The organism is Pseudidiomarina donghaiensis (assembly GCF_900116895.1).
GTDB lineage: Bacteria > Pseudomonadota > Gammaproteobacteria > Enterobacterales > Alteromonadaceae > Pseudidiomarina > Pseudidiomarina donghaiensis.
The window spans coordinates 17,096-36,558 of the sequence record NZ_FPCF01000007.1; the positions used below are offsets into that span (position 1 = coordinate 17,096).

Annotated in this window: 13 protein-coding genes; 4 read left to right on the top strand and 9 right to left on the bottom strand. The window is 48.7% G+C overall.

Going from position 1 to position 19,463, the window contains the following annotated elements; all coding sequences use genetic code 11:
* Window positions 1–11: 11 nt before the first annotated feature.
* The 5 genes from sucA to sdhC all read right to left on the bottom strand — a co-directional run bounded on the left by sucA (window position 12) and on the right by sdhC (window position 6,147).
* Window positions 12–2,819: a 2-oxoglutarate dehydrogenase E1 component gene (gene sucA / locus BM334_RS10740; RefSeq protein WP_092841602.1), complete on the bottom strand. Its 2,808-nt coding sequence runs from the start codon at window positions 2,817–2,819 to the stop codon at window positions 12–14.
* Between the two features lie 101 nt (window positions 2,820–2,920).
* Entirely contained in the window at window positions 2,921–3,640 is a 720-nt protein-coding gene (locus BM334_RS10745; protein ID WP_055438745.1) for a succinate dehydrogenase iron-sulfur subunit, read from the bottom strand.
* Window positions 3,641–3,655: 15 nt separating this feature from the next.
* Window positions 3,656–5,422 (bottom strand): succinate dehydrogenase flavoprotein subunit, encoded by a 1,767-nt coding sequence (gene sdhA, locus BM334_RS10750; RefSeq protein ID WP_092841604.1) that lies wholly within the window; start codon window positions 5,420–5,422, stop codon window positions 3,656–3,658.
* Window positions 5,423–5,779, bottom strand: a complete 357-nt coding sequence (sdhD, locus tag BM334_RS10755; RefSeq protein ID WP_055438743.1) for a succinate dehydrogenase, hydrophobic membrane anchor protein — start codon at window positions 5,777–5,779, stop codon at window positions 5,423–5,425. It lies immediately after the preceding gene.
* Window positions 5,773–6,147, bottom strand: coding sequence for a succinate dehydrogenase, cytochrome b556 subunit (gene sdhC, locus BM334_RS10760; RefSeq protein ID WP_055438742.1), 375 nt, complete (start codon window positions 6,145–6,147; stop codon window positions 5,773–5,775). Before sdhC ends, sdhD begins: the two co-directional genes overlap by 7 nt.
* 477 nt (window positions 6,148–6,624) lie before the next feature.
* Here sdhC and BM334_RS10765 point away from each other — a divergent pair, with 477 nt between their 5' ends.
* The 4 genes from BM334_RS10765 to BM334_RS10780 all read left to right on the top strand — a co-directional run bounded on the left by BM334_RS10765 (window position 6,625) and on the right by BM334_RS10780 (window position 15,675).
* Complete coding sequence (locus BM334_RS10765) at window positions 6,625–7,905, top strand: citrate synthase (RefSeq protein WP_092841606.1); 1,281 nt, start codon at window positions 6,625–6,627, stop codon at window positions 7,903–7,905.
* 347 nt (window positions 7,906–8,252) lie between these two features.
* On the top strand, window positions 8,253–9,380 hold the full coding sequence (locus BM334_RS10770) for an efflux RND transporter periplasmic adaptor subunit (RefSeq protein WP_092841608.1): 1,128 nt from the start codon (window positions 8,253–8,255) through the stop codon (window positions 9,378–9,380).
* Window positions 9,380–12,610 carry an efflux RND transporter permease subunit gene (locus tag BM334_RS10775; protein WP_092841610.1) on the top strand — a complete coding sequence of 1,077 codons (3,231 nt, stop codon included), beginning with the start codon at window positions 9,380–9,382 and terminating at the stop codon, window positions 12,608–12,610. The genes BM334_RS10770 and BM334_RS10775 overlap by 1 nt, the downstream gene beginning before the upstream one ends.
* Window positions 12,607–15,675: an efflux RND transporter permease subunit gene (locus BM334_RS10780; protein ID WP_092841612.1), complete on the top strand. Its 3,069-nt coding sequence runs from the start codon at window positions 12,607–12,609 to the stop codon at window positions 15,673–15,675. The genes BM334_RS10775 and BM334_RS10780 overlap by 4 nt, the downstream gene beginning before the upstream one ends.
* On the opposite strand, the gene kdsB is transcribed toward BM334_RS10780, so the two are convergent.
* From kdsB to msbA, 4 genes are read right to left on the bottom strand one after another with little or no spacing between them, the layout of a single operon-like run.
* Complete coding sequence (gene kdsB / locus BM334_RS10785; protein WP_092841614.1) at window positions 15,653–16,405, bottom strand: 3-deoxy-manno-octulosonate cytidylyltransferase; 753 nt, start codon at window positions 16,403–16,405, stop codon at window positions 15,653–15,655. The genes BM334_RS10780 and kdsB overlap by 23 nt on opposite strands.
* Entirely contained in the window at window positions 16,402–16,608 is a 207-nt protein-coding gene (locus tag BM334_RS10790) for a Trm112 family protein (protein WP_092841616.1), read from the bottom strand. The genes kdsB and BM334_RS10790 overlap by 4 nt, the downstream gene beginning before the upstream one ends.
* Window positions 16,598–17,662: a tetraacyldisaccharide 4'-kinase gene (gene lpxK / locus BM334_RS10795; RefSeq protein WP_092841618.1), complete on the bottom strand. Its 1,065-nt coding sequence runs from the start codon at window positions 17,660–17,662 to the stop codon at window positions 16,598–16,600. Before lpxK ends, BM334_RS10790 begins: the two co-directional genes overlap by 11 nt.
* The gene (gene msbA, locus BM334_RS10800) at window positions 17,663–19,438 is read right to left on the bottom strand and encodes a lipid A export permease/ATP-binding protein MsbA (RefSeq protein WP_092841620.1); all 1,776 of its coding nucleotides are present in this window, start codon (window positions 19,436–19,438) and stop codon (window positions 17,663–17,665) included. It lies immediately after the preceding gene.
* Between the last annotated feature and the right edge of the window lie 25 nt (window positions 19,439–19,463).

Sequence of the window (19,463 nt, forward strand, 5' to 3'; positions counted from 1 at the left end):
TCAATTGTCACCTATTTAATGGTTAGCGCGTCATCGACTAATTTTTGTTGCTGTTTGTTATGCTCAGATAAATAACCTACTGCTGGTGCTGCCGAAGCTTCACGACCTGCGTAAGTTAGTTCTGCGCCCTTAGGAATTGCCGCCCGGAAGTTGTGCTGACTACTGTACCAAGCACCTTGGTTTTGCGGTTCTTCCTGACACCAAACAAAATCTTTTACATGCTGATAATCTTTCATGATTTCAGCGACTTCTTCTGCAGGGAACGGATACAATTGTTCAATACGAATAATTGCAACGTCCTCTTGCTCACGCTTGCGGCGCTCTTGTAACAGGTCGTAGTACACTTTGCCTGAACAGATTACCACGCGTTTCACTTTTTTCGGCGCCAAAGAATCGATTTCACCAATCGCATTCTGGAACGTACCGGTGGTCATTTCATCCAGCTCAGAAACAGCTAACGGATGACGTAACAATGACTTCGGAGTCATGACAATAAGCGGACGGCGAACCGGGCGCAATTGCTGACGACGAATCATGTGGAACACCTGCGCTGGCGTGGTTGGCACACACACCGACCAGTTATGGTCAGCAGAGAGCTGTAAGAACCGCTCTAAACGCGCCGAACTATGTTCTGGGCCTTGACCTTCATAGCCATGCGGTAGCAATAATGTTAGACCACATAAGCGGCCCCATTTTTGCTCGCCTGAGCTTAAGAATTGGTCAATAACCACTTGCGCACCGTTCACGAAGTCACCAAATTGCGCTTCCCACATAACCAACGACTTTGGTTCTGCAGTGGCGTAACCGTATTCAAAAGCAACAACTGCCGCTTCTGACAACACCGAGTCATAAATTTCGATTTGGCCTTGGCCGTCACGAATATTGTTCAGCGGCATATACGTGGCTGCGTCTTTTTGATTGTGCAGCACCGCATGACGATGGAAGAAGGTTCCGCGGCCACTGTCTTGGCCGGTTAGGCGAATATGCACGCCTTCGTCAACCAAAGTGGCATAGGCTAAGGTTTCAGCAAAGCCCCAATCGGCGGCTTTTTCACCATTCGCCATTTTCATGCGTTCTTCATAAACTTTTTGCACGCGCGAATGCAGCTTGTGCTCTTTTGGCACCGTACTCATGGCAACGCCAATTTTCTCAAGCTGCTGCTTGCTAATTTTAGCGTCGTACTCAACGTCCCATTCTTGACCAATATATGGCGTCCAGTCAGATGAGTGGCTCTTCATTTCGCGCCATTCATCTACCACAATTTCCCCTTTATCTAGGGCATCGCGATAGTCGCTCACTAATTGATCATCGTCGCCAGATTCTAATACGCCAGCTTTGCTCAAGCGCTCAGCATAAATAGCTCGCGCAACCGGGTGTTTTTTCACCTTGGTGTACATCAATGGCTGAGTTGCACTTGGCTCGTCGGCTTCGTTATGGCCATGACGGCGATAACACACCAAGTCGATCATCACGTCGCGCTTAAACGTATTGCGGAAATCAAGCGCTAATTGAGTCACAAACACTACCGCTTCTGGGTCATCTGCGTTCACATGGAAAATTGGCGCCTGCACCATTTTTGCAATATCGGTACAGTACTGAGTTGAGCGTGTGTCTTCGCGTTTTGAGGTGGTAAAACCAACTTGGTTATTCACTACAATACGAATTGAACCGCCAACTTGGTACGCACGTGTCTGCGACATGTTGAAGGTTTCTTGCACAATGCCTTGGCCAGCAATGGCTGAGTCACCGTGAATAGTAATCGGCAACACTTTAGCGCCAGTTTTGTCGCCTAAGCGGTCCATACGCGCACGCACCGAGCCCATAACCACTGGGTTAACGATTTCTAAGTGCGACGGGTTAAACGCTAGGGCTAAATGCACATCGCCGCCTGGAGTAGCAAAATCAGACGAAAAGCCTGAGTGGTACTTCACGTCACCCGAGCCTTTGTTGTTGCTATGCTTACCGGCAAATTCGTCAAACAAGTCTTGCGGCTTTTTACCCAGTACGTTCACTAGCACGTTTAAACGGCCACGGTGCGCCATACCAATAACGACTTCTTTGCCGCCCTGCTCACCCGCGCGACTAATCAAGGCTTTAAGCATTGGAATAAGGCTATCGCCGCCTTCCAACGAGAACCGTTTTGCGCCTGGGAATTTAGAGCCTAAGTATTTTTCTAAGCCGTCAGCTGCAATCAATTCTTTAAGAATTTTTTGCTGTTGCTCAGATTTGAATTCCGGACGACCACGAACGCCTTCTAGGCGCTGTTGAATCCAACGTTTTTCTTCGGTTGAAACAATATGCATGTACTCGGCACCAATGGGGCCGCAATAAATATTGTTCAACACCTCGAAAATTTCACCAAGCTTCATGGTCTCTTGACCAACCGCTAGTGAGCCGACGTTAAACTCTTTATCGAAGTCGTCTTTTGATAAGTCGTGGTGCTCTAATGATAAATCGGCAACCGGTTCTTGTTTCCATAAATCGAGTGGATCAAGATTCGCGTGCTGATGACCACGGAAGCGATACGCGTTAATCAATTGCAGTACTTTCACTTGCTTTTGATCAGGAGCCCCCGCAGTTACCGTGCCGGCTTGCTTCAGCTTATTTTTTGCCAGCGTACGGAATTGCTCACGAACTGCACTGTGCTTTGTATCAACACCAGCGCCTTCGCGCGGCAATTGATCAAAGAACTTGCGCCACTCATCACCAACCGCTGTCGGGTCGTCAAGATATAACTCGAACAACTCTTCGACATAGGCCATATTACCACCAGCCAGGTGGGAGGATTCTAGCCAGGCTTGCATTACGCCATCTTGCATCGCTGTTCCTTCACACTCGTTTTATAAAAAAATAGCCATCCAAGCTGGATGGCTATTTCGATACAGCTCGGCCATTACTATAGCAAATCTAAGCAATTTTATTAAATTGCGCGATTCAATAGCATGGATTTGATGTTACCAATAGCCTTCGTTGGGTTAAGACCCTTAGGACATACGTTTACACAGTTCATAATGCCGTGGCAGCGGAATACGCTGAACGCGTCATCAAGCTCATTTAAGCGTTCTTCAGTTGCGGTATCGCGGCTATCAATTAAGAAGCGATACGCATTCAATAAGCCCGCTGGACCGATAAACTTGTCTGGGTTCCACCAGAACGAAGGACATGAGGTTGAACAACATGCACACAGAATACACTCGTACAAGCCGTCCAACTTCGCCCGATCTTCAACCGACTGCAAACGCTCACGCGCAGGTGGTGTTTTGTCGTCGTTGATAAGATACGGTTTGATTTTTTCGTACTGCGTATAGAACTGACTCATATCCACAATCAAGTCGCGGATAACAGGCAGACCAGGCAATGGACGAATCACGATTTTCTTGTCGCCGCCTTTCAGCGCAGACAATGGCGTAATACACGCCAAACCGTTTTTACCATTCATGTTCAACCCGTCAGAACCACACACGCCTTCACGGCATGAGCGACGGAACGCCAACGTTGGGTCTTGCTCTTTTAACAACAACAGCAAGTCGAGCACCATCATGTCACGGTTTTTTTCCACCTCAAGGGTGTACTCTTTCATGTAGGGTGCGTTATCAACGTCTGGGTTGTAACGATAAACTGAAATATTCAACTTCTTCATCGTTGTCACCTAACCTTAGTAAGTCCGCGCTTTTGGCGGGAATGCTTCACGCAGTTTTGGCTGCATATTCACTTCGCGCTTCACAATTGACTCGTCCTGCGGGCGGTAAACTGTGTGCACTAACCAGTTGTCGTCATCACGCTCTGGGAAGTCGGCACGACTGTGTGCGCCGCGACTTTCAGTACGGAAGTTCGCTGCAACCGCAGTTGAGTATGCGGTTTCCATTAAGTTATCTAACTCTAAGCACTCAATGCGCTGCGTGTTAAATTCTTTACTGGTGTCGTCCAGACGAGCGTTTTTAAGGCGTTCGCGAATTTTCTTAAGTTCTTCCAAACCTTCCGCCATTGACTTACCTTCGCGGAATACAGAGAAGTTAAGCTGCATGCACTGCTGCAAGTCTTTCTTGATTTGTACTGGGTCTTCGCCGTCTTTGTTGCCTTCCCAACGACGAACGCGTGCAAGTGCTGCATCGATATCGTCTTGTGAAGCTTCTTTGGCGTCGCTGAGTGACTTCATTGCGTCAGCTAAATGCAAACCGGTTGCACGACCAAATACCACTAAGTCTAACAACGAGTTACCACCTAATCGGTTGGCACCGTGAACCGATACACAGGCAATTTCACCACAGGCAAATAAGCCATGAATTGGGGTTGCGTTACCGTTGTCGTCAATTTGCAATGCTTGGCCGTTCACGTCCGTCGGAATACCACCCATCATGTAGTGACAGGTTGGAATAACTGGAATTGGTTCTTCCGCTGGGTCAACGTGAGCGAAGGTTTTCGCCAAGTCACACACGCCTGGTAAGCGGCTTTCCAATACGTCGCGACCTAAATGGTCAAGCTTAAGTTTCAAGTGCGGGCCTAATGGACCATCGCAACCACGACCTTCACGAATTTCGGTCATCATTGAACGTGCGACCACGTCGCGTGACGCCAAGTCTTTCGCGTTCGGTGCGTAGCGTTCCATGAAACGCTCACCGTCTTTATTCAACAAGTAACCACCTTCACCACGGCAACCTTCAGTCACCAAGGTACCCGCGCCGGCAATACCGGTTGGGTGGAACTGCCACATTTCCATGTCTTGTACTGGTACGCCAGCACGAAGTGCCATGCCAACGCCGTCACCAGTGTTAATGTGTGCGTTCGTGGTTGAAGCGAAAATACGACCAGCGCCACCCGTTGCTAACACAACGGCCTTGGCTTTGACGTAGAAAATTTCGCCAGTTTCAATATTCAGGGTGGTCACACCCACAATAGCGCCGTCTTCGTTTTTCACGAGGTCTAACGCATACCACTCAGAAAATACCGTGGTCTTGTTTTTAACGTTTTGCTGATACAGCAAGTGCAATAATGCATGACCAGTACGGTCAGCTGCAGCTGCTGTACGCGCCGCTTGCTCACCACCGAATGCTTTTGATTGACCACCAAATGGGCGCTGATACACTTTACCGTTTTCAAAACGTGAGAACGGCAAGCCCATGTTTTCCAGTTCCAAAATTGCTTCTGGACCGGTTTTACACATGTACTCAATGGCGTCTTGGTCGCCGATATAGTCTGAACCTTTGACGGTATCAAACATGTGCCATTCCCAGTTATCTTCGTGCGCGTTACCTAAGGCTACGGTAATACCGCCCTGCGCCGATACCGTGTGTGAACGGGTTGGGAATACTTTAGACATCAAGGCACAAGTCATGCCTGACTGAGAAATTTGCAAAGCAGCGCGCATACCAGCGCCACCAGCGCCGATAACTACGGCATCAAATTCGAGTGTTTGTACGCTCACTTAGACACCCTCCACAGGCCACACAACCAATAAACCAGCTAACCAGTAAACGATTAATGCGACGCAGACTGCGTATTGAAGAAAAGCTCGTAAGCCAGTGTGTTTAACGTAGTCGGTGAGTACTTGGAAAATACCGATCCAACCGTGAATAAGCACGGCTGTTAACGCCAACATAGTGAAGATTTTCATACCTAGGTGCGCGAACAAGTTGGTCCACGTTGCGTAGGTAATGGCGTCTGCAGAAACTAAGAAGCTCACCATAAAAATGGTGTACAGAGCCATAATAATGGCCGATGCACGCAGTAGAATAAAGTCGTGGCTACCGGTGCGGCCGAAAGTTGAAGCAGCTTTTACCATAACCAAACTCCCGCCAATACTGAAAGAATGATAGCCAGAACGAATACAATTTTGGCGCTAATGCGGCCAGAATCGAGTTCTTCAAAGTGGCCCATATCCATGAACATATGGCGAACACCGGCTAGCAAGTGGTAACCCAACGCAGTCATAATGCCCCAAGCAATGAACTTAGCAATAAAGCCAGTCAATAAGCCGTGCACCATGTCAAAACCTTCTGCTGACTGCAATGATGTCGCCAGTGCCCACACCAAAAAGCCGACGCCGACCAACATGATCACGCCAGAGATACGGTGCAAAATGGAACTAATGGCTGCAGCTGGAAAGCTGATAGTGTTTAAATCTAAATTTACAGGTCTTTGTTTTTTCACGATTGTTGTGCCTTAACGAAAAGCATTTGAAACATGCTCGGAACTTCAAACATCCTCGCCCTATCCAATTCAGAAGAGGACCCTGTGAGATCGCCGCCAAAGTATATAAGCCATGCTTATGAATTACAATTCCTTAGCGGTGTGTTTCCTATAAAAACGTAAATTTTTTCTGACTAGATCAAGACAATAAAATCCAGTACCGAAAGACAATTCTACCTTAGTCGCATTCAACGGGTTTTGATTTCAGCGTATAACATGCTGAGTCATCCAAATGTCACATTGATGCGTAACACTGTACGACTGAAATTTGCCAACGGATTGCATGCCATTTACCAAAGCTATGGACTGTTAAGTTGACATGAGTCATCAGTTTAATGCAGTTTAAACGACCGTTTGAATTGACATTGACGGTTAAGATCAAGTAAATTCTATCGCCCTTTTTAGTGATGAAGCAGACTTAAACAAGGAGATTTCCTTATGGCTGATCGTAAAGCCACCCTGCAGATTGACGGCCAATCCATTGAATTGCCAGTTTTATCTGGTACAGCCGGCTATGATGTAATTGACGTGCGTACTCTAGGCAAGCATGGGTTTTTCACCTTTGACCCAGGTTTCTTAGCAACCGGTTCATGTGAATCGAAGATTACCTATATTGACGGTGAGAATGGCATTCTACTGCATCGCGGATATCCAATTGATCAGCTTGCAACTCAAGCGGATTATCTCGAAGTATGTTACATGCTGCTGCATGGCGAAGCGCCAAACGAAGAACAATACGCGGCCTTTAAACAGACAATAACTAAGCACACTATGGTGCACCAAGGTTTGCATAACTTCTTTAATGGTTTCCGTCGCGACGCACACCCAATGGCAATGCTATGTGCGGTAACCGGCGCTCTGTCATCGTTTTATCATGACGACTTAGACATCCATGACGAAAAACAACGTCTTCGCAGTGGCTATCGCTTAATCGCCAAAATGCCAACGATTGCTGCCATGGCTTATAAATTCAGTATTGGCCAACCGTTCGTGTACCCACGCAACGACCTAAGCTACTCAGAGAACTTCTTAAACATGATGTTCTCGGTTCCAGCGGAAGATTACAAAATCAGCCCAATTGTTGCCAAAGCAATGGATCGCATCTTCACCTTGCATGCTGACCACGAACAAAACGCGTCAACTTCAACCGTACGCTTAGCCGGTTCTTCAGGTGCTAACCCGTATGCATGTATTGCTGCTGGTGTTGCGTCATTGTGGGGCCCTGCGCACGGTGGTGCTAACGAAGCTTGCTTGCGCATGTTGAAAGAAATTGGTTCGGTTGAAAACATTCCAAAATACATCGACAAAGCCAAAGACAAAAACGACCCGTTCCGTCTTATGGGCTTCGGTCACCGTGTTTACAAGAACTTTGACCCACGCGCTACTGTAATGCGCGAAAGTGCACACGAAGTACTGAAAGAGCTAAACATCAATGACCCATTGTTAGATGTTGCAATGGAACTTGAGCGTATTGCGCTTGAAGACCCATACTTCGTTGAGAAGAAGCTGTACCCGAACGTCGACTTCTACTCAGGTATTATTTTGAAAGCAATTGGTATTCCAACCAATATGTTCACAGTTATCTTTGCCTTGTCACGTACCGTGGGTTGGATTTCTCACTGGCACGAAATGATGGGTGAAGCGAATCAGAAAATTGGTCGTCCACGTCAGCTATACACTGGCGCGGCCCAACGCGAATTCAAACCAATTAAACGTTAATTTGTAAAATTCGCTAACTATTCGTCAAAAAGCACTCTTCGGAGTGCTTTTTTTTATTTTGTCACACCACTCAACCTTTTGCTCATCCCCACCATCTAAACACTAACCTTCTGCTAAGCCCTTTACTGACATAGCTTTTTCAAGATTTTTTAAACACTGAAAAAAGTTGGCACGAAGCCTGCATAACTCTACCCAGGTAGATACAAGAGCGTTATGGGTACGCTTCGCTGTTCGTCCGTTCACTACGTTCACTGGTTGAAGGTGCTCTGCACTGCTCAATCAGCCGAGCGGACGAACAGCGAAGCGCACGAAAAACGAATAACGAAAACGAATTGAGGACCAGAGTCATGAACAATACCAAGTTAACCTTAAGCGCCCTAGCTGTAGCTGCAATACTTGGGCTTAGTGGGTGTAGCGACGCCGGCGCGAGTAATGAAACCGCCAAAGCCGAGGCTGTTGCGCGCATTCCGGTAGCCACCCAAGTTGTTACCCTGGGTGAAATAACCTCAAGCTTTAAAACCACAGCAACCCTAGAGGCTCGTGCGGAAGCTGACGTAACCAGCAAGGCCAACGGTATTGTCGAGTCGGTTCTGGTTGAAGAAGGTGACTATGTTGAAGCAGGCCAGTTATTAGCGCACATTCGCGACGCCGAATACCGCATTCAAGTTGCCCAAGCCAAAGCCGATCTGAACTCAATTCAGCAAGAGCTGAAACGCGTGAAAGACATGGCAGAACGAGACATGATTAGCGCCGACGCCTATGACAAATTGCGCTTTCAAGCTGACATGCTGAAAGCCAAATACGACATGGCCGCTTTAAACTTGGCAGAAACCGAAATTCGGGCGCCAATTAGCGGCTATATTGCCACTCGCTACGTTAAACCAGGCAACTTGGTGCGCCAATACGAACAACAAAAGCTATTTCATATCGTTGCGTTAGACCAACTGCAAGGCAACGTTTATCTACCTGAGCGCGAATTACAGCACGTGCGCGTTGGGCAAACGGCACAGCTGCATTTGAGTGCCCTGCCCAATCAAGTGGTTGATGCCCAAGTAGAGCGCATTAGCCCTGTGGTAGACACCAGTTCAGGTACCTTCAAAGTCGTGCTTAACGTACCGAATCAGCAAGCCCAATTAAAAGCCGGTATGTTTGCCCATGTAGACTTGAACTACGCCACCAGCAAAAACACCGTTACCGTGCCACGTTATGCAGTGCAAAGTTTAGATAACCAGCACAGCGTGTTTACCGTTGATAGCGAAGGTGTTGCGCATAAAGTCGATGTTCAAATTGGCTTTGAAGACGAGCACCGATTAGAAGTTATTGGTGGATTACGTGCTGGTGAAGCCATTGTCGTCAGTGGTCAAGCTAACCTGAAAGATGCCGCTTTGGTGGAAGTGATTCGGGTAGATGACCAACCTGTGAACGAGCAGCCAGATGCCGCTCACCCCGTAGCAGCAGCAAGTGAGCAACAATAATGAGCATGGTTAAACTTGCGGTAAAACGTCCCGTAACCATTGCCATGCTTACCCTTGCCGTCTTGTTGTTTGGCATGGTCTCGCTCGGGCGCATTCCGGTTACTTTATTACCAGACTTAGCCTACCCAACCCTCACCGTACGCACGGATTACCCTGGTGGCGCGCCTGGTGAAGTTGAGCAGCTAGTGAGTAAACCCATTGAGGAAAACCTCGGTACGGTGAAAGGCTTACGCCGAATTGAGTCGATATCTCGCGCTGGCCAAAGCGATGTCTTGCTGGAGTTCAGCTGGGGTTCAGATATGGACATGGCAAGCCTGGATGTACGTGAAAAACTCGACTTGGTTGAGCTACCACTCGACATTGAGAAGCCGATACTGCTGCGTTTTAATCCAGCTGAAGAGCCGGTATATCGCCTTGCTTTAGGTTTTAACACCGATCAAGCGCCGTCTGTGACGCAACTCAAACGCTTGCGCACCTATGCCGAAGAAGACCTAAAACGACAACTTGAGAGCATTGAAGGCGTTGCTTCAGTGCGCTTAGGCGGCGGTTTAGAAGATGAAATACAGGTATTAGTGAACGAGCGCCAAGCGGCCAGTTTGCAAATTCCCATGACGCTTATTTCACAGCGTTTGCGCGAAGAAAACATCAACCTTTCGGGCGGCCGTATTGAAGCCAATCGCGCTGAGTTTTTGGTACGAACCTTAAACCAGTTTGAAAATCTTGACGATATTCGCTCCATTTATCTAACCACCCGCAACAATCGCCCGGTACTACTCAAAGACATAGCCACGGTAGAAAATAGCTACAAAGAGCGTGATTCTATTAGCCGTGTGGCCGGCATGGAAGCCGTTGAAGTGTCGCTTTACAAAGAAGGCGACGCCAACACCGTGCAGGTATCCAAAGCCATTCAGTCGGCGTTACGCCAGCTTAATGATGCCAAATTAATACCGAGCGACTATCAAGTAAAACCCATTTATGACCAAGCGGTATTTATTAGCGCCGCCATTGCTGAAGTTCGCGATGCTGCCATTATGGGCGGCTTGCTGGCCATGGTTATTATTTATCTGTTTTTACAGCGCGTTTGGCCAACAATTATTATCAGCTTGGCTATTCCTATTTCAATTATTGCCACCTTCAACTTGCTCTACGGTTATCAGGTTTCACTGAACATGATGTCACTTGGCGGCATTGCTCTCGCTGTGGGTATGTTGGTTGATAATGCCATTGTGGTGTTGGAAAACATTGCTCGGCATCAGCAAGATCAAACCAGTGAGGTCGCGGCTGAACGCGGCACACAGGAAGTTGCTGGGGCAATTACGGCCTCTACGCTCACTACCATGGCAGTATTTTTCCCATTGGTGTTTGTGGAAGGTATTGCTGGCCAGTTGTTCCGTGACCAGGCACTCACAGTGACCTTTGCATTAGCGGCGTCATTGTTGGTTGCGCTCACCTTAATTCCCATGCTGTCGAGCCGCAAAAAATCGACTGATAACGCCAATAACGCCGCACCACTGCCCTACGCTTCCGGCTGGCGTTTTTGGCTAAAAACGCCATTGTATTTGGTATTTCGTTGGTTGCCGTTGGCCATCATGACCGCAGTTATCGCCGTTTGGCGCCTGTTAGCGTGGTTGTTCTTCTTCGTTACCAAACCCGTATTAGCCCTATTCAATCGCGGCTACAATGTGTGCGAGCGGGCCTACCAAGGGTTACTACAGCGCTCCTTGCGGCGCGCTGGCCTTACCTTAAGCGTTATTTTGTTAAGTTCAGCCGCGTGCTACGCGCTGTTGCCGCAATTGCCGGTCGCGTTATTGCCAAACATGGCTCAAGGTGAGTTTTACGTTGAAGTTGAATTACAACCCGGTGCAACCATTCACGAAACCGACCAAGTACTTGATCAGCTCGGCCAAGTGATTGCTGACAACCCAGCGCTGAATTCAGCGGTGAATCGCTATTACACCATTGCCGGTACCGGCAGTTTACTGAACGCAGCGCCCGGGCAAAGCGGTAACCAGTGGGGCCGTCTAAATGTGGTGATGAACTCAGGTGCCGATGTCACCCCCGTACACCAAGCGTTGCGTGAGCGGGTACAGCGTATTCCTGGTGTCATGGCTAAATTTGGTTCGCCAGAGTTGTTTAGCTTTGCCAGCCCCATTGTTATTGAGTTAACTGGTTACGATTTGGCATTGCTGCAACAAGCTGCCGAGCAAACGGCTGAGCAACTTGGCGCCAACGAGCGATTTACCGATATTCGCGTGAACATGACCGACGGCCAACCTGAATTAGCGGTGTATTTTGATCAAGCTAAATTAAGCCAATACGGCTTAACCAGTGCCGAAGTGTCTGAGTTACTTGCCACCAAAATTGGTGGACGCGTGGCCAGCCAGTTTAGCCTTGCCGATCGCAAAATTGATATTTTAGTGCGTAGCCAAGCGGTAGATAGAGACTCTCTGCGTGACTTACAACAAGTGATCATCAACCCTGGTGCTGCACGTGAGGTACCCTTACAAGCCGTTGCTCGTGTGGTGCCGGTTATAGGCCCCAGCGAAATCACCCGTGTTGATCAACAACGCACGGCATTGGTAGAGGCCAACATTGCCTTTGGTGATCTTGGTGCTGGCGTTGCCGAAGCCGAGCGTTTATTAGCGCAAACTCAACTGCCACTGACCATTAACGGCCGAATTGCTGGGCAGAACGAAGACATGCAGCGTTCATTTACGTCGCTACAGTTTGCGCTATTACTTGCGGTATTTCTTGTCTACCTGGTGATGGCGTCGCAGTTTGAGTCATTTGTGCACCCACTGTTTATTTTGTTTAGCGTGCCACTAGCCGGTGCGGGTTCTATTTTGGGCCTGTACTTAATGGGCACCGAGCTGAGTATTATTGTGTTTATTGGGTTAATTATGTTGGCCGGCATTGTGGTTAACAACGCTATTGTTTTAGTCGACCGTATTAACCAATTGCGCAGTGAAGGGCTGGACCGCTTTGCAGCCGTTGCCCAAGCAGCACAGCAGCGTTTACGTCCCATACTTATGACCATGCTCACCACAGTGCTCGGCTTGCTGCCACTGGCCATTGGGCTAGGCGAAGGAGCTGAAATACGTGCCCCTATGGCCATTAGTGTGATTGCTGGCCTACTGTTTTCAACCTTACTCACCTTGCTATTTATTCCGTGCTTGTACGTACTTATTGACCGTAAGCAAATTGCGCCAACCACGGAGGACGCCGCATGAATGCTGCGCAAATCGGATCCTTGCTAGCTAGCTGGGCGCTGCGCCGCCCAGTCACTACCTGCATGATGTTTTTGTCCATGTTGCTGCTCGGCGCTATTAGTTCGCGACTACTGCCGTTAGAAAAGTTTCCGGGCATTGAAATACCTGAAATTGTGGTGCAAGTGCCCTACCCCAATTCAACCCCTGCCGAGGTTGAGCGCCTGATTACGCGGCCGCTTGAAGAAGCGCTCGCCACCCTAAGCAACGTGAAACGCATGCGCTCAACCTCGACTTCCGACTCAGCGCAAGTGCTACTGCAATTTGACTGGGGCCAAGACATTAATGCGCAAAGTTTAGAAGCTCGCGAAAAAGTCGACGCGGTGAAACACCTGCTGCCTGACGACATTGAACGTGTACTTGTGTTTCAATTTAATACCGAAGACATGCCGGTATTTCAGTTGCGCATTAGTAGCCAGCGTGATTTATCCAACGCCTATGACTTACTCGACCGCAGCTTGCGCAAGCCGCTGGAGCGCGTTGACGGTGTGTCACGGGTTACGCTGTACGGGGTTGAGCCGCAGCAAATTGTTATTCGTTTGAACCAGGCGGCGTTATTAGCACACCAGCTTGCACCACAAGACATTACCAAGCTGCTACAACAAGCGAACTTTTCGCTCACCGCGGGTTATATAGAAAATAATTATCAGCGCATTTTGGTCAATCCGGTCGGCGAATTTCAATCGCAATATGACATTGGCAACTTTCCTATTCGCGCGGGCTTAAAACTACGCGACATTGCGACCATTGAACGCGAGATGCCGCGCAAAGTCGATGGCCGCCATCTTGATCAACGTTATGCCATTGGTATGGAAGTGTTTAAAGAATCAAGCGCGAACTTAGTCGACGTTTCGGCGCGAGTGATGAAGGTTGTTGAAGAGATTCGCAATGACCCGCAGTTTAACGGCATTAACCTGTTTATTATGGACGACACCGCCAAAGGCGTGACCACCTCGCTCAGTGACCTCGTTAGCGCGGGCTTACTTGGCGCCTTGCTCAGTTTTATTGTGTTGTATGCCTTTTTGCGCAATATCGTCACCACCTTGGTGGTGGTACTCAGCGTGCCTATTGCCATTTGCATTGCGCTAGGCGGCATGTATTTCTTAGGCTATTCGTTGAACGTGCTGTCGCTCATGGGCCTAATGCTAGCCGTGGGCATGCTGGTTGATAATGCCGTAGTCATAACCGAAAGTATTCAGCACGAATATGAACAAGGGCTAACGGGTAAACAAGCCACTATCACGGGTGTTGGCAGTGTGTCGTTGGCGGTGGTGGCCGGTACCTTAACCACCGCCATTGTGTTTTTACCCAATATTTTTGGTAGCAAAACCGATCTCACCATATTTTTAGAACACACCGCCGTGGCTATCTGTTTGTCATTGTTGGCTTCATTGCTGCTATCACAAACCTTAGTGCCATTACTTATAACTAAACTTCGTCGCTTTAACTCCGCCTCGTTAAAGAAAAATGCGCAAGCGAAGCCGTCTGTGGGTCGTTATCAAAAAGCGCTAGAGTGGTCGTGGCGTCACCCGGTATGGACAGGTGTTTTCGCCGTACTCATGCTGCTAAGTATTGCCGTACCATTTAGTCAGGTGAGCGGTGACGAGGGCCCGCAAGGGTTTAATGACCGTTTATTTATTACCTATAATCTGCACACGCAATATAGCTTGGCTGAAGTTGAAGACGAAGTGACGCAACTTGAGAGCTATCTCTATGCGAATCAAGATAGCTTTGATATCGACGCTGTTTACAGCTATTACACGCCAAACTATGCAATTTCAACGCTGTTACTGAAAGAAAACCGCGATGAAAAGCTGGCTGACTTAATGGAACGTATTCGCGCAGATATGCCTACGCTACTGCGCAGTGAGCCTAAGTTTGGTTTTGGTGGTGGTCGTGAGGGTGTGCGCGTGACGCTAAGCGGTCAATCAACCGATGTATTGCAACAAATAGCCACCGATTTATTGCCACGGTTAGCCCAAATTGAAGGCTTAACCGACGTGCAAACCGAAATGGATGCGGGTCAATTTGAGCTAGTGATTCGTATTGATCGTGAACGCGTCCACCGCTTGGGCTTAAGCTCCGCTGATATAGCGCGCACCGTAGCTACGGCGTTGCGTGGCCAGCGCTTGCGTTCGTACCGCGGTGACCCGAATGGCGAAATTGACTTGCGCGTGGCATTTGCCAAAGAGTTAGAGTTTTCACTTGAGGCACTGTACACACTGCCGGTCATGCAAGCGGACAATCGTTTGTTAACACTGCAAGACGTGGCAACCATTACTAAGCAACCACGCTTAGGCCAAATTCGCCGTACCGACCGCCGTACCTCGTTAAACATTGATGCCAACTTAAACGGGTTAACGGTGAGCGAAGCACGCGACAAGCTCACCCAGGTGTTGAATCAAATTGAGCTGCCGCAAGGCTACCAATGGAGCTTAGATGGTAGCTTTCAACGCCAGCAAGAAAACCAAAGTGTCATGTTAGTGAATACCCTACTCGCGGTAGCGCTAATCTATATCGTCATGGCTGCCTTATTTGAATCAATACTGCTGCCAACGGCGGTGATTACGTCGCTATTATTCTCAATTGTCGGGGTGTTTTGGGCATTAATGGTTACTGGCCAGTCGATTTCAATTATGGCCATGATTGGTATTTTAATTCTTATGGGGATTGTGGTGAATAACGGCATTGTGCTGGTCGATCGCATTAACCAGCTGCTTGAGCAAGGTGCAACACTTGAGCGTGCCATTATTGACGGCAGTGTCAGCCGCTTACGGCCGATTTTGATGACGGTGTCGACCACCGTACTCGGGTTGGTGCCGTTAGCCTTTGGAACCACACAAATAGGTGGCGACGGCCCCCCTTATGCGCCGATGGCCATTGCGATTATTGGTGGCTTGGTGTTTTCAACGGTTACCAGTTTATTCCTAGTGCCCTACGCTTATGCGCGGCTACTGGGAATACGAGCACGCTGGCAACGGTTGCGCCAGCGCGCTCAAGCGCATGTTAGTCGGCTACTACCTGGTTAGCACGGGCTAAGTCGGCTGGCGTATCAATGCCAGCCGGCGGGTTCGCGATTGCTTCAGCAACGTGAATACGCTCGCCGTACCACAGTACGCGAAGCTGCTCTAATGATTCAATTTGCTCAAGTGGGCTTGGCTCCCACTCCACATAGCGCCAGACAAACCCAGCACGATAAGCGTAAATGCCAATATGGCGCCGGTAATCGGCTAACTCGCCTAATTTGCTATGAGTTAAACCGTCGCGCTCAAACGGAATTGGCGCACGGCTGAAATACAGCGCGTAGCCGTTCACGTCGGTGACTACTTTAACCGCATGGGGGCTAGTTACTTCGTCAAGCGAATGAATCGGGACTGCTAAAGTAGCCATTTGAGCCACTTTTTGATTGGCTAAATTATCGGCCACTTGACGAATAATTTCAGGTGGAATAAACGGCTCATCACCTTGCACGTTCACCACCACCTGATCGTCGGCTATGGCTAAATAATCAATCACTTCGGCAATACGCTCGGTACCTGAATTATGGTGAGCGGCGGTCATCATAGCGCGCCCACCAAAGGCTTCAACCGCATCCACAATACGTTGATCATCGGTGGCCACAATCACTTCGGCAGCACCGGCTGCTGCCGCCCGCTCGTATACCCGTTGAATCATGCTCTTGTTGCCAATCATGGCTAACGGTTTGCCGGGTAAACGTGACGATGCATACCGCGCCGGAATAATAACAGTGAAACTCATGACTTATGTTGCTCCATTTGCTCAAGCTCTTCACGACTTAATTCGCGAGCTTCGTGACTGAGTAACATCGGAATATCGTTACGCACCGGGAACGCTAAGCGATCGCCGCGGCAAATTAATTCGCTTTGTGCCGCCGCCCAAACTAATTTTCCTTTACATAACGGACACGCCAAAATATTCAGCGTGCGTTCATCAACCGCCATAAGTACTCCTTGCTGACTCATGAAGTTTTTGCTTGGTTTGCAACTGGTTTGCAAACTGCTGCCAAAATTCGGTTTCAAACTGCGCTGAAACCGGCAAATAATACCAATGGTCAGGGGCAAATGACTGACACTTTGCAGCATCTTTCTCGGTCATTAACACCCCTGTTAATGCATTAAATTGCGCAAAATCCGCTGCCGAAAACGGGTGGTGATCGGCAAAGGCTTTGGTTTCAACCACTCTTATTGTAGCTTCTGCCGCCAAGGTTGCTGCCACAGTGTCAAAAAAGCGTTGAGGATTACCAATGCCAGCCACCGCTGCGTAGTCTCCCGGCTCAAGCGTTACCGGCTCGGTTTGGGTGCCTTGTGCTTGATTAACACGTCGCCAGCCGTCTGGACGCAAATCAAAGCGCCAAAACGGCTGTTGTGCGCTGGCCAATTTTGGCGATGCTGACTCGCCATTTTGCACAATAAAATCAACGTGTTGCAAGCGCGAAAGAGGTTCGCGCAGCGGCCCTAGTGGCAACCGCCAACCATTCCCAAAACCACGCTGCCCATCCACCACCACCACTTCAATGTCACGGGCTAAGGCATAATGTTGTAGGCCATCGTCGCTAACAATAACCGACACTTCAGGGTGCTGTTTTAGCAACAGTGCAATGGCTTGTTGACGATTAGCCCCAACCACCAAGGGCACTTGGGTGCGGCTAGCCAATAATTTCGGCTCATCACCAACGGCTGTAGCCGATGACGTTGCCGTGACTAATTGAGGAAATGGCCCGCGACCGCCGTAGCCGCGCGAGATAATTGCTGGCTGCAAGCCTTGGCTGATCAGCCACTGAATAAACGCTTCAGTGACCGGTGTTTTTCCGGTTCCACCGACACTAATATTGCCCACCACAATAACTGGAACAGGCGCACGATAAACCGCCAATAGGCCAATCCGATAAAGCCACCGCCTTACAGCGCTTAGCCCACAAAATACCCAATGAAGTGGCAACAACAACCACAGTCTGAAGTCCACACCATGACGATACCAGGCGCGTTGCCAAAACATTTAGTTATCGCCCCCGCTAAACTGCAGGCTATACAGCTGATAATAAGCTCCTTGCTGCTCTAGCAGGGCTTGGTGATTACCGCGCTCTACCACACGCCCTTCTTCCATCACCAAAATTTCGTCCGCGTTTTCAATGGTCGATAAGCGGTGGGCAATGACAATCGAGGTGCGGTTTTGCTGCAAGCGGCTTAAGGCTTTTTGAATGTGGCGTTCTGACTCGGTGTCGAGTGCTGAGGTCGCCTCATCAAGAATCAAAATTGGCGCATCACGCAATAATGCCCGCGCAATGGCTATACGTTGGCGTTGTCCGCCCGAGAGCATGACCCCGTTCTCACCCACCATGGTATTTAAACCATTGGGCAAGTTGTCGGTAAATTCGGTAATAAATGCCTGCTCAGCCACTTCGCGAATACGTTCCGGCGTTACTTCGCCATGCGCGCCATAGGCAATGTTATTGGCAATGGTGTCATTAAATAACGTGACATGCTGCGACACCAACGCGAACTGACGACGTAAACATTTGAGTTTGTAATCGTAAATATCAACGTCATCCAAATAAATATGCCCGCCTTGAGGGGCGTAAAAACGAGTTAGCAAATTCGAAATGGTTGATTTACCGCTGCCTGAGCGCCCTACTAACGCAAGGGTTTTGCCAGGTTCAACACTAAAACTTACATGATCTAACGCGGGTGACTCGGCTTCGTCATAGGTAAACAAAACGTCATCGAAGCGAATGGCACCACGCGCGCGCTCTACTTTATGGGTGCCGGCATTTGGCTCGGCTTGCTCATCAAGTACTTCAAAAATACTTTGCGCAGCGGCAATACCCCGTTGAAAGTCGCTATTTACAGTGGTTAGCTGCTTCAGTGGGCGTAACAACATGATCATTGAGGTGAGTAACGTGGTAAACGCACCAGCCGACAGCTGCTCAAGCATTTCTGGATAGCTAGCCAATACCAACACCATCGACAAGCTAAACGATGCAATCAGCTGAATTACCGAGGTGCTGATAGTTTGTGCCGTAATCAATTTCATATTTTGATTACGAGTCATATTGTTAATGTCTTTAAAGCGTTTAGATTCGCGTTTTTGGCCCTCGTACATCACCACAACTTTATGCCCGTTGAGCATCTGTTCGGCAGTTGTTGTCACGGTGCCCATTGCCGTTTGAATACGGCGAGAAACCTGACGAAAACGCTTAGAAACCACAGAAACCACTTTGGCGATAAGCGGCCCTACCACCAAAAACACCAACGACAGTTGCCAGCTGATGTAAAACATGAGGCTTAACAAGCCAATCACAAAGGCGCCTTCACGAATGAGTATCAAGATAGCTCGTGAACTGGCTTCAGCCACTTGTTGAGTGGTGTAGGTAATTTTTGACAGCAGATCACCGGTTGAATGGCGGTCATGAAATGACACCGGCAGCTTCATCATGTGATCGAATAGTTCTTGGCGTAATGTAGTCACTACGCGAAAACCTACCCAGTTCAATAAGTAGGTTGAGATGAAATTAAAGGTACCGCGCGCAATAAACACTAACGGCACAAAAATAGCGCCATAAACCAATATGGTTGAGTCTTGCTCGGTCAAGCCTTCATCAATCAGGGTTTCAATTTGGGAAAAGAAAAATGTATCTACCGCGGCATAGCCAACCATAGCTATCACCGAGCAAATAAACGCCATTTTATATGGCTTGATATACCCCATTAAACGGCGAAAAATGCGTTTTCTTAGGGTGTCCGTTAAGTTTTCTGGATGAATATTAGCGCTCATGCATGTCTTTAAAAGTTTAACGATA

What these genes read in the sequence shown, in the direction of transcription:
- lpxK (WP_092841618.1), bottom strand. Translation starts at nt 17,662, where the DNA reads ATGTTTTGGCAACGCGCCTGGTATCGTCATGGTGTGGACTTCAGACTG.
- BM334_RS10775 (WP_092841610.1), top strand. Translation starts at nt 9,380, where the DNA reads ATGAGCATGGTTAAACTTGCGGTAAAACGTCCCGTAACCATTGCCATG.
- BM334_RS10790 (WP_092841616.1), bottom strand. Translation starts at nt 16,608, where the DNA reads ATGGCGGTTGATGAACGCACGCTGAATATTTTGGCGTGTCCGTTATGT.
- sdhD (WP_055438743.1), bottom strand. Translation starts at nt 5,779, where the DNA reads ATGGTAAAAGCTGCTTCAACTTTCGGCCGCACCGGTAGCCACGACTTT.
- BM334_RS10780 (WP_092841612.1), top strand. Translation starts at nt 12,607, where the DNA reads ATGAATGCTGCGCAAATCGGATCCTTGCTAGCTAGCTGGGCGCTGCGC.
- msbA (WP_092841620.1), bottom strand. Translation starts at nt 19,438, where the DNA reads ATGAGCGCTAATATTCATCCAGAAAACTTAACGGACACCCTAAGAAAA.
- kdsB (WP_092841614.1), bottom strand. Translation starts at nt 16,405, where the DNA reads ATGAGTTTCACTGTTATTATTCCGGCGCGGTATGCATCGTCACGTTTA.
- sucA (WP_092841602.1), bottom strand. Translation starts at nt 2,819, where the DNA reads ATGCAAGATGGCGTAATGCAAGCCTGGCTAGAATCCTCCCACCTGGCT.
- BM334_RS10745 (WP_055438745.1), bottom strand. Translation starts at nt 3,640, where the DNA reads ATGAAGAAGTTGAATATTTCAGTTTATCGTTACAACCCAGACGTTGAT.
- BM334_RS10765 (WP_092841606.1), top strand. Translation starts at nt 6,625, where the DNA reads ATGGCTGATCGTAAAGCCACCCTGCAGATTGACGGCCAATCCATTGAA.
- BM334_RS10770 (WP_092841608.1), top strand. Translation starts at nt 8,253, where the DNA reads ATGAACAATACCAAGTTAACCTTAAGCGCCCTAGCTGTAGCTGCAATA.